The following is a 21,936-nucleotide window of genomic DNA, read 5'->3' on the forward strand; positions in this document are numbered from 1 at the left end:
AAAAAAGCCGTTGGGCTTTTCCAGACCGTTCAAAAGCCCAATTACTTATTGGTACGAAGGTGCCCTGTATTTGAAGTTTTTGGTGCGGTCTGTTGTTTTTTAAAAATACTGGCTAATAATAAACAGGTGGGGAGTTGATAAATTTGAGTATTGAAAAAAAAGAAATTATCGAAGAAAAAAACGGACATGGCGGGATCATCGAACCTGAATTATTTGTTCAGGAAAAGGAAACCATGCCACTTATTCCTTTGCGTGGAATGAGTGTTTTTCCTGGAATGGTGGTCCATTTTGATGTGGGTCGTGAAAAATCCATTAAGGCTCTGGAAGCGGCCATGGAAAAAGATCAAATGGCTTTTTTAGTCACTCAAAAAGAAGTGATTAAAGAAGATATTATTCCTGCAGATTTTTATACGGTGGGCTGCAAAGTTAAAGTAAAACAGCTGTTAAAAATGCCGGATAACCTTGTTCGTGTTTTAGTTGAGGTTCAGGAACGAAGGGAAATTGTAGAATTCGAAAGCCTGGAACCCTATTTTTTAGTATCGACAAAGCCGGTGCGATCGGTTTATTATGACACAAAAGAAAACCGTACTCTTATTCGAATGATTCGCGAATCATTTGCCAATTATATGAATGTGACCAGAAAAGTTGCCACCGATCTTATTTTGGCTATGGACTCACTGGACGATCCGGATCAGCTCATTGACATTATCGGTGCCAATCTTTTTCTGGACCTGGAAGATAGCCAGCGGTTGATTCAGGAAACCGACGTTAACCGACGGTTAGTCATTGCTTATGAAATATTAGTCGAAGAAGTTGAAATGATTAAAATCGAACATCATATTGATGAAAAAGTCCGTGGGGAGATGTATAAGCACCAACGGGAGTATTATCTTCGTGAACAGATTAAAGTCATCCAGGATGAACTGGGTGAAGGTGACATCCAAAACGAAATTGAAGTTTATAAGGAACGTCTGGATGCCCTCGAAGTTGAAGATGAGGTTCGGGATAAGGTTTTGGGTGAATTGAACCGATTAAACAAGGTACCTCAAGGTTCATCGGAAGCCGGACTGATTCAGACCTATGTGGAATGGATATTGGATCTGCCCTGGAATACCCTAACCGAAGAAACTGTTGATGTTTCACTGGCACGAAAAGTTTTGGATGAGGATCACTTTGCTCTTGATAAGGTAAAAGAACGAATTCTTGAATATATCTCAGTATTGCAGCTTTCCCATGGCATGAAATCCCCAATTATTTGTCTAGTAGGTCCGCCGGGGGTTGGTAAAACTTCTATTGCAAAATCAATTGCCCGGGCCTTGAATCGCAAGTATGTAAGGATGTCTTTGGGCGGTATGCGGGATGAAGCCGAAATTCGCGGCCATCGACGAACCTACATTGGTGCCATTCCGGGACGAATCATTTACAATATCAAAAAATGCGGCACTCGAAATCCCCTCTTTCTACTGGATGAAGTGGACAAACTCGGCCAGGACTTTAAAGGGGATCCTGCTTCAGCATTGCTGGAAGTTTTGGACCCGGAACAAAACAATACCTTTACGGATCATTATATGGAATTGCCATTTGATCTTTCCCAGGTACTGTTTCTGACCACCGCCAATTCGTTGTCAACCATACCACGGCCTTTGCTTGATCGGATGGAAATCATTGACGTAAATGGTTATGTGGAAAGTGAAAAAGTTGAGATTGCAAAAAGATATCTGATCCCCAAGCAGCTTGAAATACATGGCTTGAAAAAATCAACCTGTAAAATCAGCGAAGGGGTTATCAAAAATACCATTGAATATTACACAAGGGAATCCGGTGTGCGTGAATTAGAACGTAAAATCGCCCAAATTTGTCGGGTCGCCGCCAAGGAAATTGTTGAGAATGATCGAAAAAGCATTAGTATTACACAGAAAAATCTTGAAAAATTCCTGGGAAAACATCAATATTCTTTTGAAACGGTAGGCGATAAAAAAGAGGTAGGGGTTGTTAACGGCCTTGCCTGGACACCGGTTGGCGGAGATACCCTGCAGATTGAAGTAATTGTGGTGGATGGTACCGGAAAAATCGAAATAACCGGTCAGCTCGGCGATGTCATGAAAGAGTCTGTTAAGGCAGGAATCAGTTATATCCGTTCTAAAGCAGATGCTCTGGGAGTAAGTTCAGATTTTTATTCTAAAAAAGACATTCACTTACACGTACCCGAAGGCGCGGTGCCAAAGGATGGCCCATCCGCCGGGATTACCATTGCCACCGCATTGGTTTCCGCGTTAACCAATAACCCGGTGCCGCAAAATCTGGCCATGACTGGGGAAATTACCCTAAGAGGCCGAGTTTTGCCCATTGGCGGACTTCGCGAAAAACTCACAGCCGCCCACCGGGCGGGTATTAAGGAAATAATTTTACCCAAAGAAAATGAAAAAGATCTTGAAGATGTGCCAAAAGTCGTCTTGGAAGCCCTTCATATTCAGTCAGTGGCATCCATGGCCGAGGTTATTGAGATTGTCTTTAACCAATTATAAAACAAAAAGTTTGATCATTGAGCAGGATAGATAATTTTATCACTTACACATAAAAGCCCGTTGCATTTTATGTGGGATTCGAATTAAAAGGCAACAAAAACGTCGGACAACTCCTGGAGTGTCCGACGTTGATGTGTGAAAATTCTTTAACCTACCAGGCAGGGCATCCTGGATCCTCAATTATCGATTGAACATTAGAAACGGAGTAAATTATGAAAGTAACAAAAGCAGAGATTGTCATCAGTGCTGTGGCAGAGCATCAGTATCCTGTTGATAATCTGCCGGAAATTGTCCTTCTGGGACGATCCAACGTTGGAAAGTCATCATTTGTAAATACCCTTATTGAACGAAGAGGGTTGGCACGCACCAGTTCCCAGCCCGGAAAAACACAGACCATGAATTTTTATCGAATTAATGATCTTTTTCATTTTGTAGATATGCCGGGTTATGGTTACGCTAAGGTTTCAAAAACCGAACGTGAAAAATGGGGGAAGATGATTGAAAAATATTTAAGGCAGCGGGAAAATGTTGCTTTGATTTTTCAACTCATGGACGCTCGCCACGAACCCTCCGAGGATGATCGCCTGATGCATGAATGGTTAAGCTATTATGGGTTAACCCCGGTGATCATTGGGACCAAAGCAGATAAAATTTCACGAACGAATCAAAAAAAATCAATCAATCAAATGGCCAAAAAACTTGATTTGCGAGACACTCGTGAGATTATCTTTTTTTCCACTGAAACAAAGGCCGGGAAAGAAGAAGCATGGAATCGGATTGAGTCAGTATTGGAATAAAATTTTGAGCTGCCTTCAGGCAGCTCTTTCTCGTGAAGGATTGAATCCGGAGAGGTAGACATGAACGAAGAGAAAATTAGAAAAATTGCAGAGAACCAGGGCATTGATCTGATAGGCTTTTTTTCGGTTGCGCCTTTAAGCGAGTGTCTTTCGCATCTTGAAAAGCGGGTCGAACAGGGATTTTCGACCGGTTTTGAAGGGGGCACACCCCAGGAACGCATCGATTATCTGAAGCATTTTTCTAAAGCAAAATCAGGAATCGTCATTGGCGTCAATTATTACCAGTCAATTCACAGACCAGACGATGAGACATCAAGAGGTGCGGTGGCCGCGGTAGTATGGGGGCGAGATTATCATGAGGTCCTCAGGGAAAAAATGAGAGCTTTAATGGATACCTTGAATCAGGATCAGATCGTAGCCGGCAAGCCAAAGATTGGGTACGAAGCCTATGTGGACAACAGCCCATTGGTCGACCGTGGTTCGGCCTACCGGGCCGGGCTGGGATTTTTTGGGAAAAACAATTGTCTGATCAATAAAACTCTTGGCAGCTATTTCTTTATTGGTCAGATTCTGGTTGACACTGACATTGAGTTTAGCTCCACCGCAGCCATTGAAAATGGCTGCGGAGATTGTCGTCGCTGCCTTGATGCCTGTCCCCACAACGCCCTGGGTGATGGGTTTAGTCTAGACCCTTCCAAATGTGTGGCCTTTCTTACCCAGAAAAAAGAATTGACTCCAGACGAAGAAAAGCGGATAAGCACCTACCTTTACGGATGTGATTTATGCCAGCAGGCCTGTCCCTACAATCAGGAATTGGAAAAAACTAAAGAAGAGCGCTTTTGGACAGATGATGAAACGGCTTATCCCAAAATCGAGGCGCTTCTCAAGCTGTCGAACAAGGAATTTAAAAATCAGTTTGGCAAAACCGCCGCAGGATGGCGGGGCAAAAAAATCATGGTCCGGAATGCCAAACTCTTTGAGAAAAATAAAAAATAAGAATGATAAATTGAGAGTTAAATGCTATAATAACAAAGTTAATGAAATTTTTAATATTTTTTATCAAAATTGGAGGTTCAAATGGTACGCAATCGATTTGCGCCGAGCCCAACAGGAAATGTTCATGTTGGAAGTCTTCGGACAGCACTATATAATTATTTATTTGCAAAGAAAATGGAAGGCGTTTTTTTACTCCGCCTGGAAGATACAGATCAAACCCGTTTTGAGGATGGGGCAGTGGAAAATCTCCTGAACGCTTTAAATATTACCGGGGTTATTCCCGATGAAGGTTTGATTAAAACCGGTGATGAGGTGGTCCAAAAGGGCGATGTTGGACCTTACATTCAGTCACAACGGCTGGATATCTATCAAAAGCACCTAAAGACTTTGTTGGATAATGGTCAGGCCTATTACTGCTTCTGCACCAAAGAACGCTTGGAAGAAGTCCGGGAAGCACAGAAAGCCGCAGGAGAAACACCAAAATACGATGGCCATTGTCGGGAGCTTAGCCCAGATGAGGTGCAAACCAAAATTAAGGCTGGCATTCCTTACGTGATCCGTTTAAAATTACCCGAAAATCATGTCATCCGTTTTGAGGATGGGGTCCGCGGCACCATAGAAATGAATACCAATGACCTGGATGATCAGGTGCTTCTTAAAACCGACGGGTTTCCCACCTATCATTTGGCAGTGGTCATCGATGATCATCTGATGGGAATTACTCACGTCATTCGTGGCGAAGAGTGGTTGCCGTCAACCCCAAAGCATGTCTATTTATACCAGTGCTTTGGTTGGGAGGCACCACAGTTTGTTCATCTGTCAAACATCCTAAACGCCGATCATAAAAAACTCAGCAAGCGCCAGGGAGACGTGTCCGTCGGCGATTTTTTAGCCAAAGGCTATTTGCCCGGAGCTCTGGTGAATTATCTGGCCCTGCTAGGCTGGAGTCCTGAGGATGAACAGGAAATATTTTCCATGGATGAACTGATCCAGGCCTTTGATCTGTCAAGGGTGAATAAATCAGGGGCTGTTTTTGATCGATCCAAACTGAATTGGATGAATGCCCATTACATCAAGGAATTGCCCATTGCGACACTGGTTGAAAAGCTGGTTCCTTTTTTGATCGAAGCAGGCTATCTCCATTCAGAAGAGATAGAATCACGAAACGACTGGCTTGAAAAAATCGGTGAACTTCTGAGAGATCGGATTGAGTATTTTGCCCAGGCAAAGGAAGAATTAGCCCTGATTTTTAAAAGCGATTTTGTGGTAAATGATGAGGAAGCCCTGGAGCTGCTTCGGGCAGACTCCACCAAATGTCTTTACCGTGCGCTGGTTGAAAAAATTACAGCGACTGAGGTTTTGGATGCTGCCCGGGGGAAGGCAATTCTCAAGGAAATTCAAAAGGAAGAAAAAATCAAAGGCAAGCTGTTGTATATGCCAAGCCGTATTATGATTACCGGGGAGATGCATGGTCCGGATCTTACATTAATTATGGACGTCCTTGGCAAAGATGAAATACTGACCCGTTTAAATGGGGTAAGGTCGGTTATTGAGTAAAAATAAGAGTAAATTGCTAAATAGAATTATTTTAAGGACGAAGGAGAAAAACGTGTGGATAAACAGAAAGTAAATAAAAAAATTCTGGCTCAATTAATCATCATTACACTGCTCATTTTTGGTGTTGGTTATGTGTTGTTTAGCGGGGTCACGGTTGGCGTTTATGATATTGGTAAAATTAGCAATAATATGAATTATGGTTTAGATTTAACCGGTGGGGTAAATGTTGTCCTCGAAGCCGAGAATACAGAGTCCGATCCGGTCACACCGGAAAAAATTGATTCGGCGATTTTGACCATCCGGCAGCGAATCGATTCTATTGGTGTATCCGAACCGACTATCACAAAACAGGGTGATAATCGTATTCGTGTTTCTATTCCTTCGGTCAGTGACCAGGAAGAGGCACTTAACCTGATTGGCAAAACGGCCCAGCTGGAATTTTTGGGTCCGGACGATACGGTGATTTTAACCGGTAAAGACGTGGTCGATTCCAAAGGCGTTATGCAAACTTCAAGCAGCGGAATCGAACAAGCTGTGGTTACCCTCAAATTCAGCGAAGAAGGCACCAAACTTTTTGCTGATGCCACTGAAAAATATCAGGGGCAGGTCATAAAAATCAAACTTGATGATGAAATTATTTCAGCTCCAACCGTTAACGTGGTGATTACCAATGGCGAAGCGGTTATTGAAGGCATGGGGGATATTGATGAAGCCGGAAATCTGGCCTCTCTGATCCGCGGCGGAGCACTTCCAGTTAAGCTTGCGCCGGTTGAAATTCGGACCGTTGGTCCGACTTTGGGACAAAACTCCTTAAATGACAGTGTTTTTGCAGGCCTCATCGGGATTAGCCTGGTACTTATTTTTATGCTGGTTGCGTACAGGGGATTGGGTTTTATAGCCGATCTGGCACTGATTATTTATATTATGATTTTTCTGACGATTATGGCGGCACTCAATGTCACCTTAACACTGCCAGGGATTGCCGGACTGATTCTTTCGGTGGGGATGGCAGTGGATGCCAATGTTATTATTTTCTCTCGAATTAAAGAGGAAGCCCGTTTGGGGAAATCCTTATTAACCGCCATTGATACTGGCTTTTCGCGAGCGTTCACGACGATCCTCGATTCAAATGTGACCACCCTCATTGCCGGATTTGTGCTTTTCTTCCTCGGAAGCGGAAGTGTTCAGGGCTTTGCGGTAACCCTTATTTTAGGGATTCTGGTGAGTATGTTTACAGCGATTGTGATCACCAAGCACCTCGTACGATTAATGATTAAAACAGGCTTATTCACCAATAATGCCTTTTACGGATTATAGGGAGGAGAACCATAATGAAAAAATATAAAATTGTAGAAAAAAGTAAAATATGGTTTGCCATCTCCCTGGTATTAATTACCATCAGTCTTGGCTCCCTGTTAATTCAGGGACTGAACTTTGGTATTGATTTTATCGGCGGGACCATTGTCACCATCGAGCTGAATACGACCTTTGACAGTGCGGATGCCAGAACGATTGTTGATGAATTTGATACCGGTGCGGATTTAACCTATGCCGGTGATGATAAAACTCAGGTGATCATTACCACCAAAAGAGATTTAAACACCGAAGAGCGACAGGCGTTGTTCTCTTCATTTCAGGAAAAATACAACCTGCAGGATACGGATCTTCTCTCCATCGATACGGTGAGCCCTTCCATTGGTGCAGAAATGACACAAAATGCCATTATTGCCATTATTGTGGCAATGGTACTGATGTTGGCATACATTACCTTCCGGTTTGAATTCCTCTTTGGATTAACTGCCATTATGGCTCTATTCCATGACTTGATTGTCGTTTTAGGGGTCTATTCTGTTTTCCAGATTCAGGTAAACTCTCCATTTATTGCCGCCATGCTGACGGTTCTGGGGTATTCCATCAATGATACCATTGTTGTCTTTGACCGGATCCGGGAAAATCGTCCTAAATTCGGGAAGTATGCCTATGCCGATTTAGTGGATACCAGCGTGTCACAAACCCTGGGTCGCAGCATTAATACCTCATTGACAACCTTAATGGCCATTACCGCGCTGTATATCTTTGGCGCTCCGGCGATCAAAGATTTCGCACTGCCGTTAATGGTAGGTATTGCCATCGGAACCTATTCTTCAATTTTCAATGCCAGCGCCCTTTGGTATACCATCAAAGAGTATCAGCATAAGAAGAAAGAAAAAGTACTTGCAACAAAGTAGTATCGGATAAAGATATACAAAAGCCTGATGTCAGAGATTTTCACTCTGGCATCAGGCTTTTGATTTCTTAAAAATAGTTCAATAAAAGACGGTAAATTTGATTTTACACTTGAGCTGTAGGATAATAGAAGGAAATAAAAATTGAGGTTAAGCTTATGACAGTAAAAACGAAATGGATGCCGCGTAAAGATAAAAAATATAACATAGATATCGATCAAAGGGAAAATTTAATTGAAGAGTTAATCAGCAGTCAGGGAGTCAGTGCCGCAACGGCGAAGCTGCTCGTCAATCGGGGCTGCGCCTCGGTGGAAGAGGGACGTCGTTATCTTAAACCAGCCATGGCGGATCTGCATGATCCTTTTTTATTTGAAGACATGGAAAAGGTAGTGGGACGAATTATTCAGGCCCGAGACCGGGGTGAAAAAATTTACCTCTATGGCGATTATGATGCCGATGGCACCATTGGGGTGTCAGTGCTGCTTAAATTTATGAGAAGTCAGGATTTTAAAGTGGATTACTTTATTCCCAATCGCTTGAAAACTGGATACGGCCTTCATTGCACCCCCCTGGAAACCCTTATTGCGGGCGGAACAAAGCTTATTATTACGATTGATAATGGGATTACCGCCCGTGAGCAGATTGACTTTTGCAATCAAAGAAATGTGGATGTGATTGTAACGGATCATCACGAATGTCACGGCGTGCTTCCGGAAGCATTTGGGATTATTAATCCCAAACGGCCAAATTCAACCTACCCCTTTAAAGAGCTTTGCGGCGCCGGTGTGGCATTTAAGCTGGTCCAAGCCCTGGGTTTACGACTTGGGGCGGCTCTGGATCTCCAGGAGAGCATCGAATGCGTGGCATTGGCCACGGTGGCGGATTTAGTGCCTCTTGTTGATGAGAATCGGACCCTGGTATTTCTTGGGTTACAATATCTCAATACCAAACCATTCAATCCCGGAATTCGGGCGCTGATGGCAGTGAGTGAACTTTTGGTACTAAAAGCCTGGCATTTTGGCTTTGTCCTCGGTCCAAAAATCAATGCTGCCGGTCGACTGGGAGAAGCCAACCGAATTGTTGAGCTGCTCACGGGCATTGATCAGGACGAGCTTTTGATTCTGGCTGAATTTCTCAGTGAGGAAAACCGCAAACGGCAGGATTTAGAAAAGAAAATATTGGCAGAAGCCATGGAAGTGGTTGAAAGCGATCATCTTTTTGAAGAAGACGTCCTGGTGGTAGGCGGGGAAGACTGGCATTCCGGGGTCATTGGGATTGTCGCCAGCCGCCTTCAGGAAAAATATTATGGACCGGTAGTTGTCATCGGCATTGAAAACGGCATTGGAAAAGGATCCTGTCGCAGCATTGAAGGCTTCAATATTTTCGAAGCCCTGTGTTCATGTCAAGATTTATTTACCAGCTTCGGCGGCCATGCCCTGGCCGCCGGTTTTTCACTGCCAATGGAGAATATTGCTAAACTCTCCCAAGAACTGAATGAATACGGCAGATCTGTCGGACTCAAAAATCATTTAGTAAAACCCCTTTATTACGATGCCGAAATAAAACCGGAAGAGGTTAGTTGGGAACGGCTCAAAGAAATTGATCTTTTTGAACCCTGTGGGATTGGAAACCCGGGAATCCAGTTTATGATGAACAATCCGGTGCTGAAATCCGGAGGCACCATGGGGAAGGAAAAGAACCATTTATTTCTGGGCTTTGAAGGCTTTCGCGGCGTTGGCTTTGGGTTAGGCAGCTTTTTCGACGATCTAGCTTTAATGCCCTTTGGGACCCAATCGGGGATCGAATTATTGTGTCGTTTGGACAGCAATGAATACCAGGGAAAAAAATCCCTCCAGGTAGTCATCAAGGATCTTAAGAAAAATCCCATCTGGGAATTAGAAACCGCCATGACACTGGTAAAACTAATTGTCAAAGAAAAAAATCCCAAGCCAAAAATCGAAAGCATTCTTGATGGTATCTTTCCTGGTGAGCTGGCCCTGGACCGTCAGATGATTCTTGGTGTTTATGGGCTCATGAAAAAATCGAAAAATCGGGAAATATCCATTCAAAAAGTCTGTGATATTTATCGAGAACTGTCACCGCTTCATTTGCTGCTAGCCTGTGAAACCCTGAGGGAAGCCGGTATCATTGCCTACGCACTTAAAAATGGCACCATTATTTTTAAAATAATTCAAACAGATGAAAAAAAGGATATTCAAAAGACCAAACTAATGCTAAAATTAAGGGATATATTAAATTAACGGCAAGGGAGAACAATAATGGATCTTAAGGAAAAAATTGGAATTTACGAAGACTTTCCCATCGAGGGAATCAGCTTTAAAGATATTAACAGTCTTTTATTGGAGCCAAAAGCATTCAAGCATGTTATCGATGAAATGCACTTGGTTGCCAAAGCCCTGGATGCAAACATTGTGGGGATTCCGGAAGCAAGAGGTTATATTTTCGGAACGCCGCTGGCCTATTTGCTTGGCATCGGTTTGGTTCCGGTGCGAAAACCCGGCAAACTGCCAGGAGTTGTCGTTTCTGAGGAATACAAGTTGGAATACGGTTCGAATATTGTAGAAATTCAGAGAGATTCTATTAAACCAGGAGATCGAATTATCCTTGTTGATGACTTATTGGCAACCGGAGGAACATTAATGGCAGCAACCAAGCTTGTTGAAAAGCTTGGCGGCGAAGTTTCCGGAATTATAATTCTGATTGAGCTCACCGATCTTGGCGGTCGGGAATTGCTTAAAGATTATTTCATTCATTCAATGATTACTTACCCCTGTTAAACGAAGCGTTTAAATTTAAATAAAGGCAGTAACAATATGGAAAATGATGCAATAAGAGGAAAAATTGACAATGTAATAAACCTTGTAAAAGCGAATAATCCCGATGCCGATGTCACGATGATCAATAAAGCATATGAACTGGCACGGGAAGCACACAAGGGACAGAAGCGTCTTTCCGGTGAGGAATATGTTATTCATCCGGTTTCTGTTGGCTATATTTTAGCAGAAATGCAAATGGATACGGAAACCATTGTGGCTGCTATTCTGCATGATGTCATCGAGGATACTGTTTATTCATATGACTATATAAAAGAAAACTTTAACGAACAAGTGGCGGATCTGGTTGAAGGCGTCACTAAGATTGGTCGGATTGGATTTCAGTCCAAGGAAGAAAGTCAGGCCGAAAACCTTCGAAAAATGATCCTCGCCATGTCAAAGGATATCCGCGTTATCCTGATTAAACTCGTGGATCGTCTTCACAACATGCGCACATTAGAGTATATGCGGGAATCAAAGCAGATTGAAAAAGCTCGGGAAACATTGGATATATATGCCCCTTTGGCAAATCGCCTGGGGATTTCCACCATTAAATGGGAGCTTGAAGATCTGGCCCTTAAATACCTTGATCCTGAAGGTTATTATGACCTGGTTCAAAAGATTAAAACAAAAAAAAGTGCCAGAGAAGCCTATATTGCGTTGGTCATTAATATTCTTTCCAAAGAAATTGAAAAAGTTGGAACCAATGCCGAAATTTATGGACGTTCAAAGCATTTTTACAGTATCTATCGAAAAATGAAAAACCAGAACCGCAATTTTGATGAAATCTACGACCTCATTGCGGTTCGGGTGATCGTCGATTCACTCAAAGACTGTTATGGTGTTTTAGGTGTGGTTCACTCCCAGTGGACACCAATTCCGGGACGTTTTAAAGATTATATCGCCATGCCGAAACCGAACCTTTATCAGTCCATTCACACCACGGTGATGGGGCCCAAAGGCGAACCCTTCGAAATTCAGATCCGGACCAGAGAAATGCACGAAACTGCAGAATATGGGATCGCCGCGCACTGGAAGTATAAAGAAGGTCGTTCGGATACCAAAGAAAATAAATATGAAGAACAAATGACCTGGCTGCGGCAGATGCTTGAGCTCCAGCGGGATTCTGAGGATGCCGGGGAATTGGTGGAAACCATTAAGGTTGATTTACTCAACGAAGAGGTTTATGTGTTTTCACCCAAAGGTGCGGTCGTTCCGCTGCCGGCAGGATCTTCACCCCTTGACTTTGCCTATCGCATTCATAGTGACATTGGAAACCACTGTGTGGGCGCGCGGGTTAACAATAAAATTGTCCCTCTCAACAGCCAATTGAAAAGTGGGGATATTGTGGAAATCATGACATCCAAAAATTCCAATGGACCCAGCCGGGATTGGCTGAGCTTTGTTAAAAGTCCTCATGCCAGAAATAAAATAAAGCAATATTTTAAAAAAGAAGAAAAGGATGAAAACATTCAAAAGGGCCGATCTGTTCTTGAACGGGAAATCAAACGCGAAGGCTTACAACATTCGAATCTTCTGAACCTGGCAAATCTTGAAACGCTTGCCGAAACCTGCTCCTTCAAAGCCTTAAATGATTTTTATGCGGCCATTGGTTATAACGGGATAAAAATTGGTACGGTGTTTCAAAAAATGCGACTTTTATTTCCCAAGGAATTTCCCGAGGAAGTTGAAGAAGTTATTCTCAAAAGGCCACAACCGGAATATAAGGCCTCCAGCAGCAATGTTATTGTGGCTGGCCACAACGAAATTGATGTACATTTTGCAAAATGCTGCAATCCTGTCCCCGGGGATAAAATCGTGGGCTACATCACCAAAGGCCGGGGCATCTCGGTTCATCGGGCCGACTGCTCAAATGTACTCAACCTCAGTGATCCCGAGCGGATTGTGGAAGTTGAGTGGAATAAGTACAGCGTCGGTTCTTTTACCGCAGAAATTCATATAAAAGCCAATGAAGCCCAGGGAACCCTCATCAAAATATCCAAAACATTTATGGAAATGAACATTCCCGTAAAAGCCCTTAATGCAAAAAATGAAAAAAATGAATATGATTTTTTCTCAGCTACCTTTGAGGTTAAAAGCCGCCGGGAATTAAATCTGCTCATTAAAAATTTACATAAAATAAAAGAAGTCATACAGATCAGTCGAGTATAAGGAGAAGCCATGAGAGTAGTCATACAGCGTGTATCGTCGTCAGCGGTGCGAATCAACCATGAAACTGTTGGTGCCATCGGTAATGGCTTAAACGTGCTTTTAGGCATCAAAGCGGATGATACTGAAGCAGATATGGATTATATCATCAATAAGCTTATTCATCTCAGAATCTTTGAAGATGATGACGGCAAAATGAATCAGTCAATTTTAGATATTGATGGCGAAATCCTGTTGGTTTCCCAATTTACCCTTTATGGTGATTGCCGAAAAGGAAGACGGCCTGGTTTTTCCCGAAGTGGCCCAGTGGCTGAGGCAGAAAAAAAATATGATATTTTTGTTAAAAAGCTGAGGCTGACCCCGATTAGAAAAATTGAAACCGGCGTTTTTCAGGCCGAGATGGAAGTGATGATCGTCAACGACGGCCCAGTCACCTTATTGCTTGACAGTGAAAAACAATTTTAGGAGGAATCATGGAAATTAAAAAACTATCCCTGGGACAAATGGGGACTAACTGCTACGTGCTTTGGGATGAAGATTCTTTGGAAGCAGCAGTCATCGATCCTGGATTTGAAGATAATCGCATCCTGGATATTATCGAAAAAAATAAGCTCAAAGTAAAATACATCCTTTTAACTCACGGTCATTTTGATCATCTGGGAGGGGTTAATCAGGTTAAATCAGCAACGGGCGCTAAGGTGCTCATTCATGAAAATGATGCGGATTGCCTTATGAATCCAAGGCGTAATCTTTCGGTAATCGCCGGAATGAATCTGGAACTGGATCCGGCGGATGGATTTCTTTCGGAAAATGATGTGATTTCCATTGGAAAACTGAAGCTTAAGGTTATTCATACCCCTGGTCATTCCAAAGGCGGCGTTTGTTTTTTAGTGGAAGATACCCTGATTGCCGGTGATACCCTATTTAACACATCCATCGGACGAACCGATTTTGCGGATGGCGATCTTGCTGAACTGTTGGGTAACATTGCCACCAAGCTTTTCGTTTTGGACGATGGCGTAAAAGTACTACCGGGACATGGTGAAAATACCACCATCGGTTATGAAAAGAAAAACAATCCCTTCCTTCAGGGACGGTCATAGGAGGGCCTATGAGAATCCTGCGTTTTGATTTAGACCGTCCCGAGCTGGAATACTATTTTCATGAATTATATCAAGCCTTTGATCCGGGCGTTAAGAATGTTATTGAGGGCGATGCCGGGGGGGTGCTTTTCCAGCGTTGTGAGGGCAAAACTTTGTTATTATCTTTATCCTGGGAAGGCTCCCAAGCATTGGAAAAGCGATTTGAATTTAATAACAATGACGAACCTCTTGATAATAGTATTTACAAGGGGTTTCTTTATGAGCTTTTATGTGAGTACTTTAACAAAACTTTGGAGTGGGGAATATTAACGGGTATAAAGCCGGTGCGCATTGCTCAAAAATGCTTGAGTACAGGCATGTCCATGAGTGCTGTTGAGGAAAAATTTCGAAACTATTATCGGGCCAATGCTGACCGCACCCAGCTCATTATGGACTTGACCAGAACCCAGGCTCCTTTTGTTTCCTTCGAGAATCAGGGAATGAATAAAAAATTGGTCAGCCTTTATGTGGGAATTCCATTATGCCCGGCAAAATGCTCCTACTGCTCGTTTATTTCCACAGTGGTGGATAAAAATGGCCTTAATTTAGAAGCGTATTTTAACAATTTATTAGTGGAGGTTCATCGCATCGGGGGCGTTTTTAGGGCCCAGGAAGTGATTATCGATACCCTTTACATCGGTGGCGGCACACCCACAGTTTTAAGCGCCGAGCAGCTGGACGTTTTAATGGCAGCCCTGGAAAAATCCTTTAATCTCACCAGGCTTCGGGAATATACGCTGGAAGCCGGTCGATCGGAAACCATCACAGAAGAAAAACTGGTAGTTGCCAAAAGACATGGAGTTCAGAGACTTTGTCTGAATCCTCAAACCATGAATGCCAAAACACTGGCAGCCGTAGGGCGCTATTGGGAAAAAGGTCTCGTTGAAAAGCAGGCAGAGCTGATCAAAAAAATGGAATTTAAAACCCTGAACATGGATCTTATCATCGGACTGGCGGATGAAAATCCGGATGATTTCATGTTTTCATTGAAGGCGGTGATGGCACTGGATCCGGAAAACATCACCATCCATAACCTTTCCATAAAAAAAGGTTCGGAAATGAAACATGCCCAAGGTATTCAGGTCAGTAAAGGTTATGGTGAGGATTTTTACCAGCGGGTGAGAAAAATTCTCAGTGACAACGGCTATGAGCCTTACTACCTCTATCGTTTAAAGTATACTCAGGGTAACAGCGAAAACATCGGTTACTCAAAGCGGGGACACGAAGGCATTTACAATATTCTGATGATGGCGGAACGGCAATCCATCATTGGCATTGGTGCCGGCTCCACCGGAAAACTTTACGATCCCGCTGATGACAGCATCAACCGGGTTTTTACGGTGAAAGATATTAAGACCTATAATGATCGGATTGATCAGATTATTGAAAAAAAGGTCAAGGCCTATGAATTTTTTGATTTGTAGAGTTTAAAATATTTGAAAGCTGTGATAGTTAAGTTGCCAATTTATTTAGCAGCTTTTTTATTTAAATTATTTCAACGAGAAGAAGTCTTGAATTGTTTAGAGACTGGCCGGAAATATTAGCGGTTCACAATAGAATTATAAGCAACTTCTTTAAAATTTACCTTCCAGAGTTAATTTTAAGGATTCAGACTTGACATTTTTGTCCTAACTTCATTATAATATAAAGGTTAAGAAGATAAATAAATTAGTGTATATACATTGGAGGTAAAATGAATACTTTTTATAGAAATGCCCTGTGTGGGGAATTAAATGCAAATGACGTCGGAAAAATCGTAGAGCTTTCAGGATGGGTTGATAACCGAAGAAATCTCGGAGGGGTGCTTTTTATCGACCTGAGAGATCGTTCCGGGAAGGTTCAGCTGGTTGTCAATGAAAAGCAGCCGGCCGCCTTTGAACTGGCTGAAAAAGTCAGAAATGAGTTCGTTTTGTCTATTAAAGGCGAAGTTGTTTTAAGAAGTGACCAGAATATCAATAAAAATATTCCCACTGGCGATATTGAAGTGGAAATTCAGGAATTAACCATTCTTGATACCGCCGAAACCCCACCAATCTACATTGAAGATAACGACCAAACCAATGAAGCAGTGCGTTTGAAATACCGGTACCTGGATTTAAGAAAACCAAAATTCCAGAAAATGTTAATGACACGGCATAAAACCGCTAGCATTGCCCGAAACTTTTTAAGTGATCGCGGTTTTTGTGAGATTGAAACCCCTATTCTTGCTAAGCCAACTCCAGAAGGTGCCCGGGATTTCCTGGTGCCGTCACGGGTTCAAAAGGGAAAATTCTTTGGATTGCCCCAATCACCGCAATTATTCAAACAGATTTTAATGATCTCAGGAATGGATCGCTATTATCAAATTGCTAAGTGTTTTCGTGATGAAGATTTAAGACAGGATCGCCAACCGGAATTCACCCAAATTGACATCGAAATGTCCTTTGTGGATAAGGATGATATCATTGCCATTAATGAAGAAATGATTGCTAAAATCATGAAAGAAATTAAGGACGTTGATGTCAAGACACCCATGATTCGAATGACCTACCAGGAAGCCATGGATCAATATGGTTCTGACAAACCAGATACCCGTTTTGAATTAAAACTCACAGATTTATCAGATATTGTTAAAGATTCAGAATTTAATGTTTTTTCCGGTGCGGTGAAAAAGAATGGCAGTGTACGCGCTATTAATGCCAAGGGTGCTCAGGATAAATTAAGTAAAAAAGGAATCAAGGGACTTGAAAGCTATGTAAAAATTTATAAAGCCAAAGGTCTGGCTTGGATTGATGTCTCCGATGGTGAAATGAAGTCGCCAATACTTAAATTTATTTCCGAGTCAGAAAAACAGGCCATTTTTAAAAGAATGAATGCCGAACCAGGGGATTTGATCTTTATTGTTGCCGATACCCATGAAATTGCCTGTAATGCTTTGGGTCAATTGCGACTGGAATTGTCACGAAAGCTTGAGTATAAGCTAGAAGGCATGTACAATTTTCTCTGGGTTACCGATTTTCCATTGTTGGAATACGATCTTGAGTCGGGAAGTTATTCCGCTAAGCATCATCCTTTTACAGCGCCACTCGAAGAAGACATGCAATACCTTGAAACTAACCCGCTTAAGGTTCGTGCAGATGCCTTTGATATGGTAGTTAATGGGGTTGAACTGGGCGGCGGAAGCATCCGTATCCATAATCAAAAAATCCAGGAACGGGTTTTCGCCGCGCTCGGTTTTACCATGGAAGCGGCCTGGGATCAATTTGGTTTCCTTCTTGAAGCCCTGAAATACGGCACACCTCCCCATGGCGGTCTGGCTTTTGGTTTAGATCGTCTGGTAATGCTGCTGACGGATAATGACAACATCAGAGATGTTATGGCCTTCCCAAAAACCCAGAATCACGGTTGTTTGATGATGGATGCGCCTGGGAATGCAGAACTGGACCAACTTATCGATCTTGGGATCAGTGTGGATGAAATCTAATGAAAGAAGTTGGAATCGTCAAAGAACTTCGGGGTAAAACCGCCAAGGTCGTCATTAAGCGTAATACGGCTTGTGGGGATTGTGGCGCCTGCCATGTAAGCAAGGACCAGTCCACCATGGAAGCTATTGCCCAAAACCCCGTTGGGGCCAGGGAAGGTGAAACAGTAGAGGTTGAAATGCGCTTTGCCAGTGTCTTTAAGGCAGCATCGATTATGTATGGGATCCCACTGGTGGCATTTCTGTTAGGCAGCAGTTTGTCCTACTTTATTATTTTCAATAATGGTTTATCCTGGGATCAAAACCTGGTGCCATTCTTTTCGGGAATTGCGTTGATGGCGGTTGCTTATGCCGGCATTAAATATTTTGACAAAAAAGGCATTTTTAACAGTAAATACCAACCGATCATTACCGGCATCATTGAAAAGCAGGAAATTGAAAAGATGGAGATTGAAAAGGATCCGATGGATAGAATAATGGGATAAAATTTTCGGCAGGGGTGTTGTTAAAATATCCCTGCTTTTACGTTTGAATCGCATTAGTTTACTTTAATAAATATAAAAAATAAAAAAAAACTTGATTAATGCGGTATAAATCATTATAATGGTTTTACTGTCTGGGTGTAGCGCAGCTTGGTAGCGCGCTTGACTGGGGGTCAAGAGGCCGGAGGTTCAAATCCTCTCACTCAGACCATTTTTTTAAAAGGTGAAAATATGAGTCAAATAAAAAGAAAGAATAATAGACGGGTCAAATTACGTAAAAAAATAATCGTTGGCTTCGTTTTTTTTTTATTGTAGGAATCTTTATTGTCACGAGTTATCGTGGTAATATGAGCATGCTTCTTGAAAAAATACAATACACAGAATCGCAAAAGACAGAAATGTATTTTTTTAAAGATGTTGATTATAAGGTTATCGATGAATTTCAAGCCAGCGATCTTACCCTTGCAGAAGGGGAGAAGGCGAATGGATATAAACCGTTGACAAATTCCGCTAAGGTTGTGAATCAAGACTATATTAACGAACAAGTAGCTGTTATTGATAAAATCATTGCAGATCAATATTACAACAACTGGGGTAGAATAGCCGGTGATGTTGTTTCGAATTACCAGGGATTATCAAGCATCACAAGTCAAATTGGAGAAACCGAACGGGAACAAAAGAAATTTCTCACGGAGTCTGTTCAGTACATGGGACAGGATCTTGGGACGCTCCAAAAAACCAGAGAAAATCTTTTAAGCTTAGGCAGCGGTGCGCCGATGAACATTAGCTTAAACGAACTTAAGATGCTTTCAAGCGGTTATGTTTATACCAATATTAAACCGGTAGAAAAAATTGCGGATGAAAATATACTACCATATATTAATTTAGCCTTTTTAAAGTCGGTGAGCAAAATTGACCAGGAGTCAGAAACCCTGCTTAAGGTGATTAATAATGATCATGTTTATGTGGCCTTTACCATACCTGAGGAAACCAGTATTATGGGTGAAAATGAGGTACTTGCGCTTAAATCAGAAATGATGGGCACAAGTGATGTGGGGATTAACCAGGCGTACTATGATTTTTTGGTAAAACGTGTCGATCAGCTCTACTATTTTCCGGAACTTCGTTTTAAATATGAGGATCATATTTATACCAGTTATTTTGTGGATATTATAAAAGAAGGAAATCAAAAAATTATTGTTATGATGGTGAAAGATTATATTAATAATTTTTCGGATGTGGTTGTTGGTAATGCCGAGATCTACATTCAGGATTATCAGGCATTTGAAATACCCAAAAGTGCAGTATTTACTGTCGATGAAGAAACAAAGGTTGATACAGTAACCAAAGGATATTTTAGCGATCCAACATCCGTAACAGTTGAAAAATACGCCGGTGGGAAAGCGATTCTAAAAGAGTCGGATAACCCGGGGCTAAACAGCGGAATGCGCATTAAAATTTATCCCTAAGGAAGTGAAGAAGTGATTGCTGATAATATCAAAAAAATTCAGGAGGAGCTTCCGGACCATGTGACACTTGTGGCAGTTACAAAATATCACAGTATTGAAGAAACACAGGCTGTGATGGATGCCGGTGTCTTTGATCTTGGAGAAAGCAAAGTTCAGGATTTTCTTAAAAAATATGAGGTGCTGGGAAATGAACCACGCTGGCATTTCATTGGACATTTGCAAAAAAATAAGGTGAAATATCTGATTGGAAAGACGTTTCTCATTCACTCGGTGGATTCATTGAAGCTATTGGATGTGATTGATAAAGAAAGCAAAAAAAAAGAAGTCGTTACCTCAGTTTTGCTTCAATTGAATCTTGCTCGTGAAGAGAGTAAGTCCGGTTTTTTGGAAGAAGAAATAAAAGATGTTCTGACAGTGATCCCAAAGTATCAAAACATAAAAGTCCAAGGTCTTATGGGAATGGGCCCATTATCCCAAAATAATGATAAAATTCGTAATATTTTTGTGGAATTAAAAAAAATTTATGATAGAATAAAAGAGGAATCTCTGAGCACCATTATTCAGATGGATTACTTGTCCATGGGGATGACAGATGATTATAGAATTGCAATAGATGAAGGTTCCAATATGATAAGAATTGGACGAAAAATATTTAGTAGTTAGGAGAGATACTATGGCAGGAGAAAAATTTAAGGATAAAATTATTAAGGTTTTTGGTATGGAAGTGGATAATGAGGACGGTTACGAAGAGATATACGAAGAGGATGTTTATGACGATCATTCCGAAGATAACAAGAGTGCTTTCAGTGCACCAAAATCAAAAAAAACAACCTCTACACGACGAAGTGAATCATCCACTGACGAAGGTCCAGAAGTATTAGTATTAGAACCTGAAGTTTTTAAGGATGCCCCAAGTATTTGTAATAAAATTCGCGCTGGTAAAACAGTTGTATTGAATTTAAAAAACACAGATTATGAAAATGGTCGTAAAATATTTGATTTTTTAAGCGGTGCGCTTTTTGCACTGGATGGTTCTTTAAATAAAATTGCTGACAATGTGTTTATTCTCGCCCCAAAAGCAGTGTCAGTATTAACAAACCCTGAAAGAGAAGATGTTGAATTTAATCCCCCTATACTTGAGTGGGATGAGGGACACGAATAGGCCCCTCTATGGTTCAATATATTCTAATCCAGGCAGGTTATTTTTTATTTGAATTTGTAACATTTTTAATTTTTATTAATATTGTATTCAGTTGGATAAGACCAAATCCCAGCAATGTCATTGTAAAAACCATTTATGGGCTGACCGAACCAATTTTAATGCCCTTACGCCGTTTTACCATTATCGGACCACTTGACCTTTCTGCTTTTGCAGCAATACTGTTGATGCAATTTATTTTATTTCCTCTTTATAAGATGGTGATTTCACTCATCTTTTAAAGAGTGTTTTTAAAGTACTTAAACAGGAAAGGAATACTCATGGCAGAAAAAAAAGACAGCTATTTATTATCGCGCATTGAAGATGCATGCACTAAAAATTTTGAACCACGGTTTTTTGATTTCTATGATGAAACATTACAGCGTAAAATAAAGGACACTATAAAGCATTATGGTGTCCCTTATCTATTTTTTGGCGGGCACCCGGAAGCGCAGCGAAAAATGCTTTGTATCTACCCGGACTATATTTTCGAAGAAGATCTGGAATGGCCGATCTTTGGTATTGATTTCGAGAAGCCGGTTCCTATCGATCATCGCAATGTGCTGGGGGAACTCATGCATATGGGAATTACAAGAGAAAGTATTGGGGATATTGATGTTGGGGAGGATACCGTTCAGGTAATTGCCAATAAACGGCTGCAGGACTTTTTTCTTGTTAACTTTAACAAGGTCAGCGGACGCACCATCAAACCCTGCTTTAAAAACTGGACTGAGATAGTAACCATTGAAAAAAACTTCAAACGCATGTCACTGGTGGTGGCCTCCAATCGCATTGATGGTATCATCAATAAGATCTGGGGATTCTCACGTCAGGATAGCTTAACTTACATCAAACAAGGTCGGGTCCGGGTGAACTACGAAGAAATTTCTAAAAATGATTTTCGGGTCAATCCCAATGATGTTATTTCCGTGAGGGGCAAGGGCAAGGCCATCATCCTGGATATGGACCTGCGAACCAAAAAAGGAAATATCCGTATGGAAGTCGATAAATATATTTAAAGATAGGTAATTGCGAAATTCAAAAGAATCGAACAATTGTTGCTTTGATGTCAGTTTTCACAA

The 21,936-nt window shown here is 41.6% G+C and carries 19 protein-coding genes and 1 tRNA gene; all 20 read left to right on the forward strand.

Going from position 1 to position 21,936, the window contains the following annotated elements; genetic code table 11:
* Positions 1-143 precede the first annotated feature (143 nt).
* The 20 genes from lon (at position 144) to AKG39_RS08415 (ending at position 21,873) form a co-directional block, all read left to right on the forward strand.
* Complete coding sequence (lon, locus tag AKG39_RS08320) at positions 144-2,525, forward strand: endopeptidase La (protein WP_050739946.1); 2,382 nt, start codon at positions 144-146, stop codon at positions 2,523-2,525.
* Between the two features lie 212 nt (positions 2,526-2,737).
* Entirely contained in the window at positions 2,738-3,322 is a 585-nt protein-coding gene (gene yihA / locus AKG39_RS08325; protein WP_050739921.1) for a ribosome biogenesis GTP-binding protein YihA/YsxC, read from the forward strand.
* A gap of 60 nt (positions 3,323-3,382) precedes the next feature.
* Positions 3,383-4,318: a tRNA epoxyqueuosine(34) reductase QueG gene (queG, locus tag AKG39_RS08330; RefSeq protein WP_050739922.1), complete on the forward strand. Its 936-nt coding sequence runs from the start codon at positions 3,383-3,385 to the stop codon at positions 4,316-4,318.
* 81 nt (positions 4,319-4,399) lie between these two features.
* The gene (gene gltX / locus AKG39_RS08335) at positions 4,400-5,875 is read left to right on the forward strand and encodes a glutamate--tRNA ligase (protein WP_050739923.1); all 1,476 of its coding nucleotides are present in this window, start codon (positions 4,400-4,402) and stop codon (positions 5,873-5,875) included.
* Positions 5,876-5,929: 54 nt separating this feature from the next.
* Positions 5,930-7,192, forward strand: a complete 1,263-nt coding sequence (secD, locus tag AKG39_RS08340; protein ID WP_050739924.1) for a protein translocase subunit SecD — start codon at positions 5,930-5,932, stop codon at positions 7,190-7,192.
* Between the two features lie 14 nt (positions 7,193-7,206).
* A complete protein-coding gene (gene secF, locus AKG39_RS08345) occupies positions 7,207-8,103 on the forward strand; it encodes a protein translocase subunit SecF (protein WP_050739925.1) in 897 nt (298 codons plus the stop codon).
* Between the two features lie 155 nt (positions 8,104-8,258).
* On the forward strand, positions 8,259-10,361 hold the full coding sequence (gene recJ, locus AKG39_RS08350) for a single-stranded-DNA-specific exonuclease RecJ (RefSeq protein ID WP_050739926.1): 2,103 nt from the start codon (positions 8,259-8,261) through the stop codon (positions 10,359-10,361).
* 18 nt (positions 10,362-10,379) lie between these two features.
* Positions 10,380-10,898 carry an adenine phosphoribosyltransferase gene (locus tag AKG39_RS08355; RefSeq protein ID WP_050739927.1) on the forward strand — a complete coding sequence of 173 codons (519 nt, stop codon included), beginning with the start codon at positions 10,380-10,382 and terminating at the stop codon, positions 10,896-10,898.
* 36 nt (positions 10,899-10,934) lie between these two features.
* Positions 10,935-13,106 carry a RelA/SpoT family protein gene (locus AKG39_RS08360; protein WP_050739928.1) on the forward strand — a complete coding sequence of 724 codons (2,172 nt, stop codon included), beginning with the start codon at positions 10,935-10,937 and terminating at the stop codon, positions 13,104-13,106.
* Positions 13,107-13,115: 9 nt separating this feature from the next.
* The gene (dtd, locus tag AKG39_RS08365; protein ID WP_050739929.1) at positions 13,116-13,568 is read left to right on the forward strand and encodes a D-aminoacyl-tRNA deacylase; all 453 of its coding nucleotides are present in this window, start codon (positions 13,116-13,118) and stop codon (positions 13,566-13,568) included.
* Positions 13,569-13,576: 8 nt separating this feature from the next.
* Positions 13,577-14,206, forward strand: a complete 630-nt coding sequence (locus AKG39_RS08370; RefSeq protein ID WP_050739930.1) for an MBL fold metallo-hydrolase — start codon at positions 13,577-13,579, stop codon at positions 14,204-14,206.
* An 8-nt stretch (positions 14,207-14,214) separates the two neighbouring features.
* Entirely contained in the window at positions 14,215-15,669 is a 1,455-nt protein-coding gene (hemZ, locus tag AKG39_RS08375; protein ID WP_050739931.1) for a coproporphyrinogen dehydrogenase HemZ, read from the forward strand.
* A 269-nt stretch (positions 15,670-15,938) separates the two neighbouring features.
* Positions 15,939-17,708, forward strand: coding sequence for an aspartate--tRNA ligase (gene aspS / locus AKG39_RS08380; RefSeq protein ID WP_201780260.1), 1,770 nt, complete (start codon positions 15,939-15,941; stop codon positions 17,706-17,708).
* Positions 17,708-18,190: a SoxR reducing system RseC family protein gene (locus tag AKG39_RS08385; RefSeq protein WP_050739933.1), complete on the forward strand. Its 483-nt coding sequence runs from the start codon at positions 17,708-17,710 to the stop codon at positions 18,188-18,190. The genes aspS and AKG39_RS08385 overlap by 1 nt, the downstream gene beginning before the upstream one ends.
* Positions 18,191-18,321: 131 nt before the next feature.
* Positions 18,322-18,398 (forward strand) — tRNA-Pro (locus AKG39_RS08390).
* Between the two features lie 136 nt (positions 18,399-18,534).
* The gene (locus tag AKG39_RS08395; protein ID WP_242852576.1) at positions 18,535-19,656 is read left to right on the forward strand and encodes a hypothetical protein; all 1,122 of its coding nucleotides are present in this window, start codon (positions 18,535-18,537) and stop codon (positions 19,654-19,656) included.
* Between the two features lie 12 nt (positions 19,657-19,668).
* Complete coding sequence (locus AKG39_RS08400; RefSeq protein WP_050739934.1) at positions 19,669-20,319, forward strand: YggS family pyridoxal phosphate-dependent enzyme; 651 nt, start codon at positions 19,669-19,671, stop codon at positions 20,317-20,319.
* 10 nt (positions 20,320-20,329) lie between these two features.
* Entirely contained in the window at positions 20,330-20,818 is a 489-nt protein-coding gene (locus AKG39_RS08405; RefSeq protein ID WP_050739935.1) for a cell division protein SepF, read from the forward strand.
* Between the two features lie 8 nt (positions 20,819-20,826).
* Positions 20,827-21,096: a YggT family protein gene (locus AKG39_RS20860; protein ID WP_050739936.1), complete on the forward strand. Its 270-nt coding sequence runs from the start codon at positions 20,827-20,829 to the stop codon at positions 21,094-21,096.
* Positions 21,097-21,135: 39 nt separating this feature from the next.
* Positions 21,136-21,873: a YlmH/Sll1252 family protein gene (locus AKG39_RS08415; RefSeq protein ID WP_050739937.1), complete on the forward strand. Its 738-nt coding sequence runs from the start codon at positions 21,136-21,138 to the stop codon at positions 21,871-21,873.
* Positions 21,874-21,936: the final 63 nt, after the last annotated feature.

The sequence above is a fragment of the Acetobacterium bakii genome (assembly GCF_001263355.1).
GTDB lineage: Bacteria > Bacillota > Clostridia > Eubacteriales > Eubacteriaceae > Acetobacterium > Acetobacterium bakii.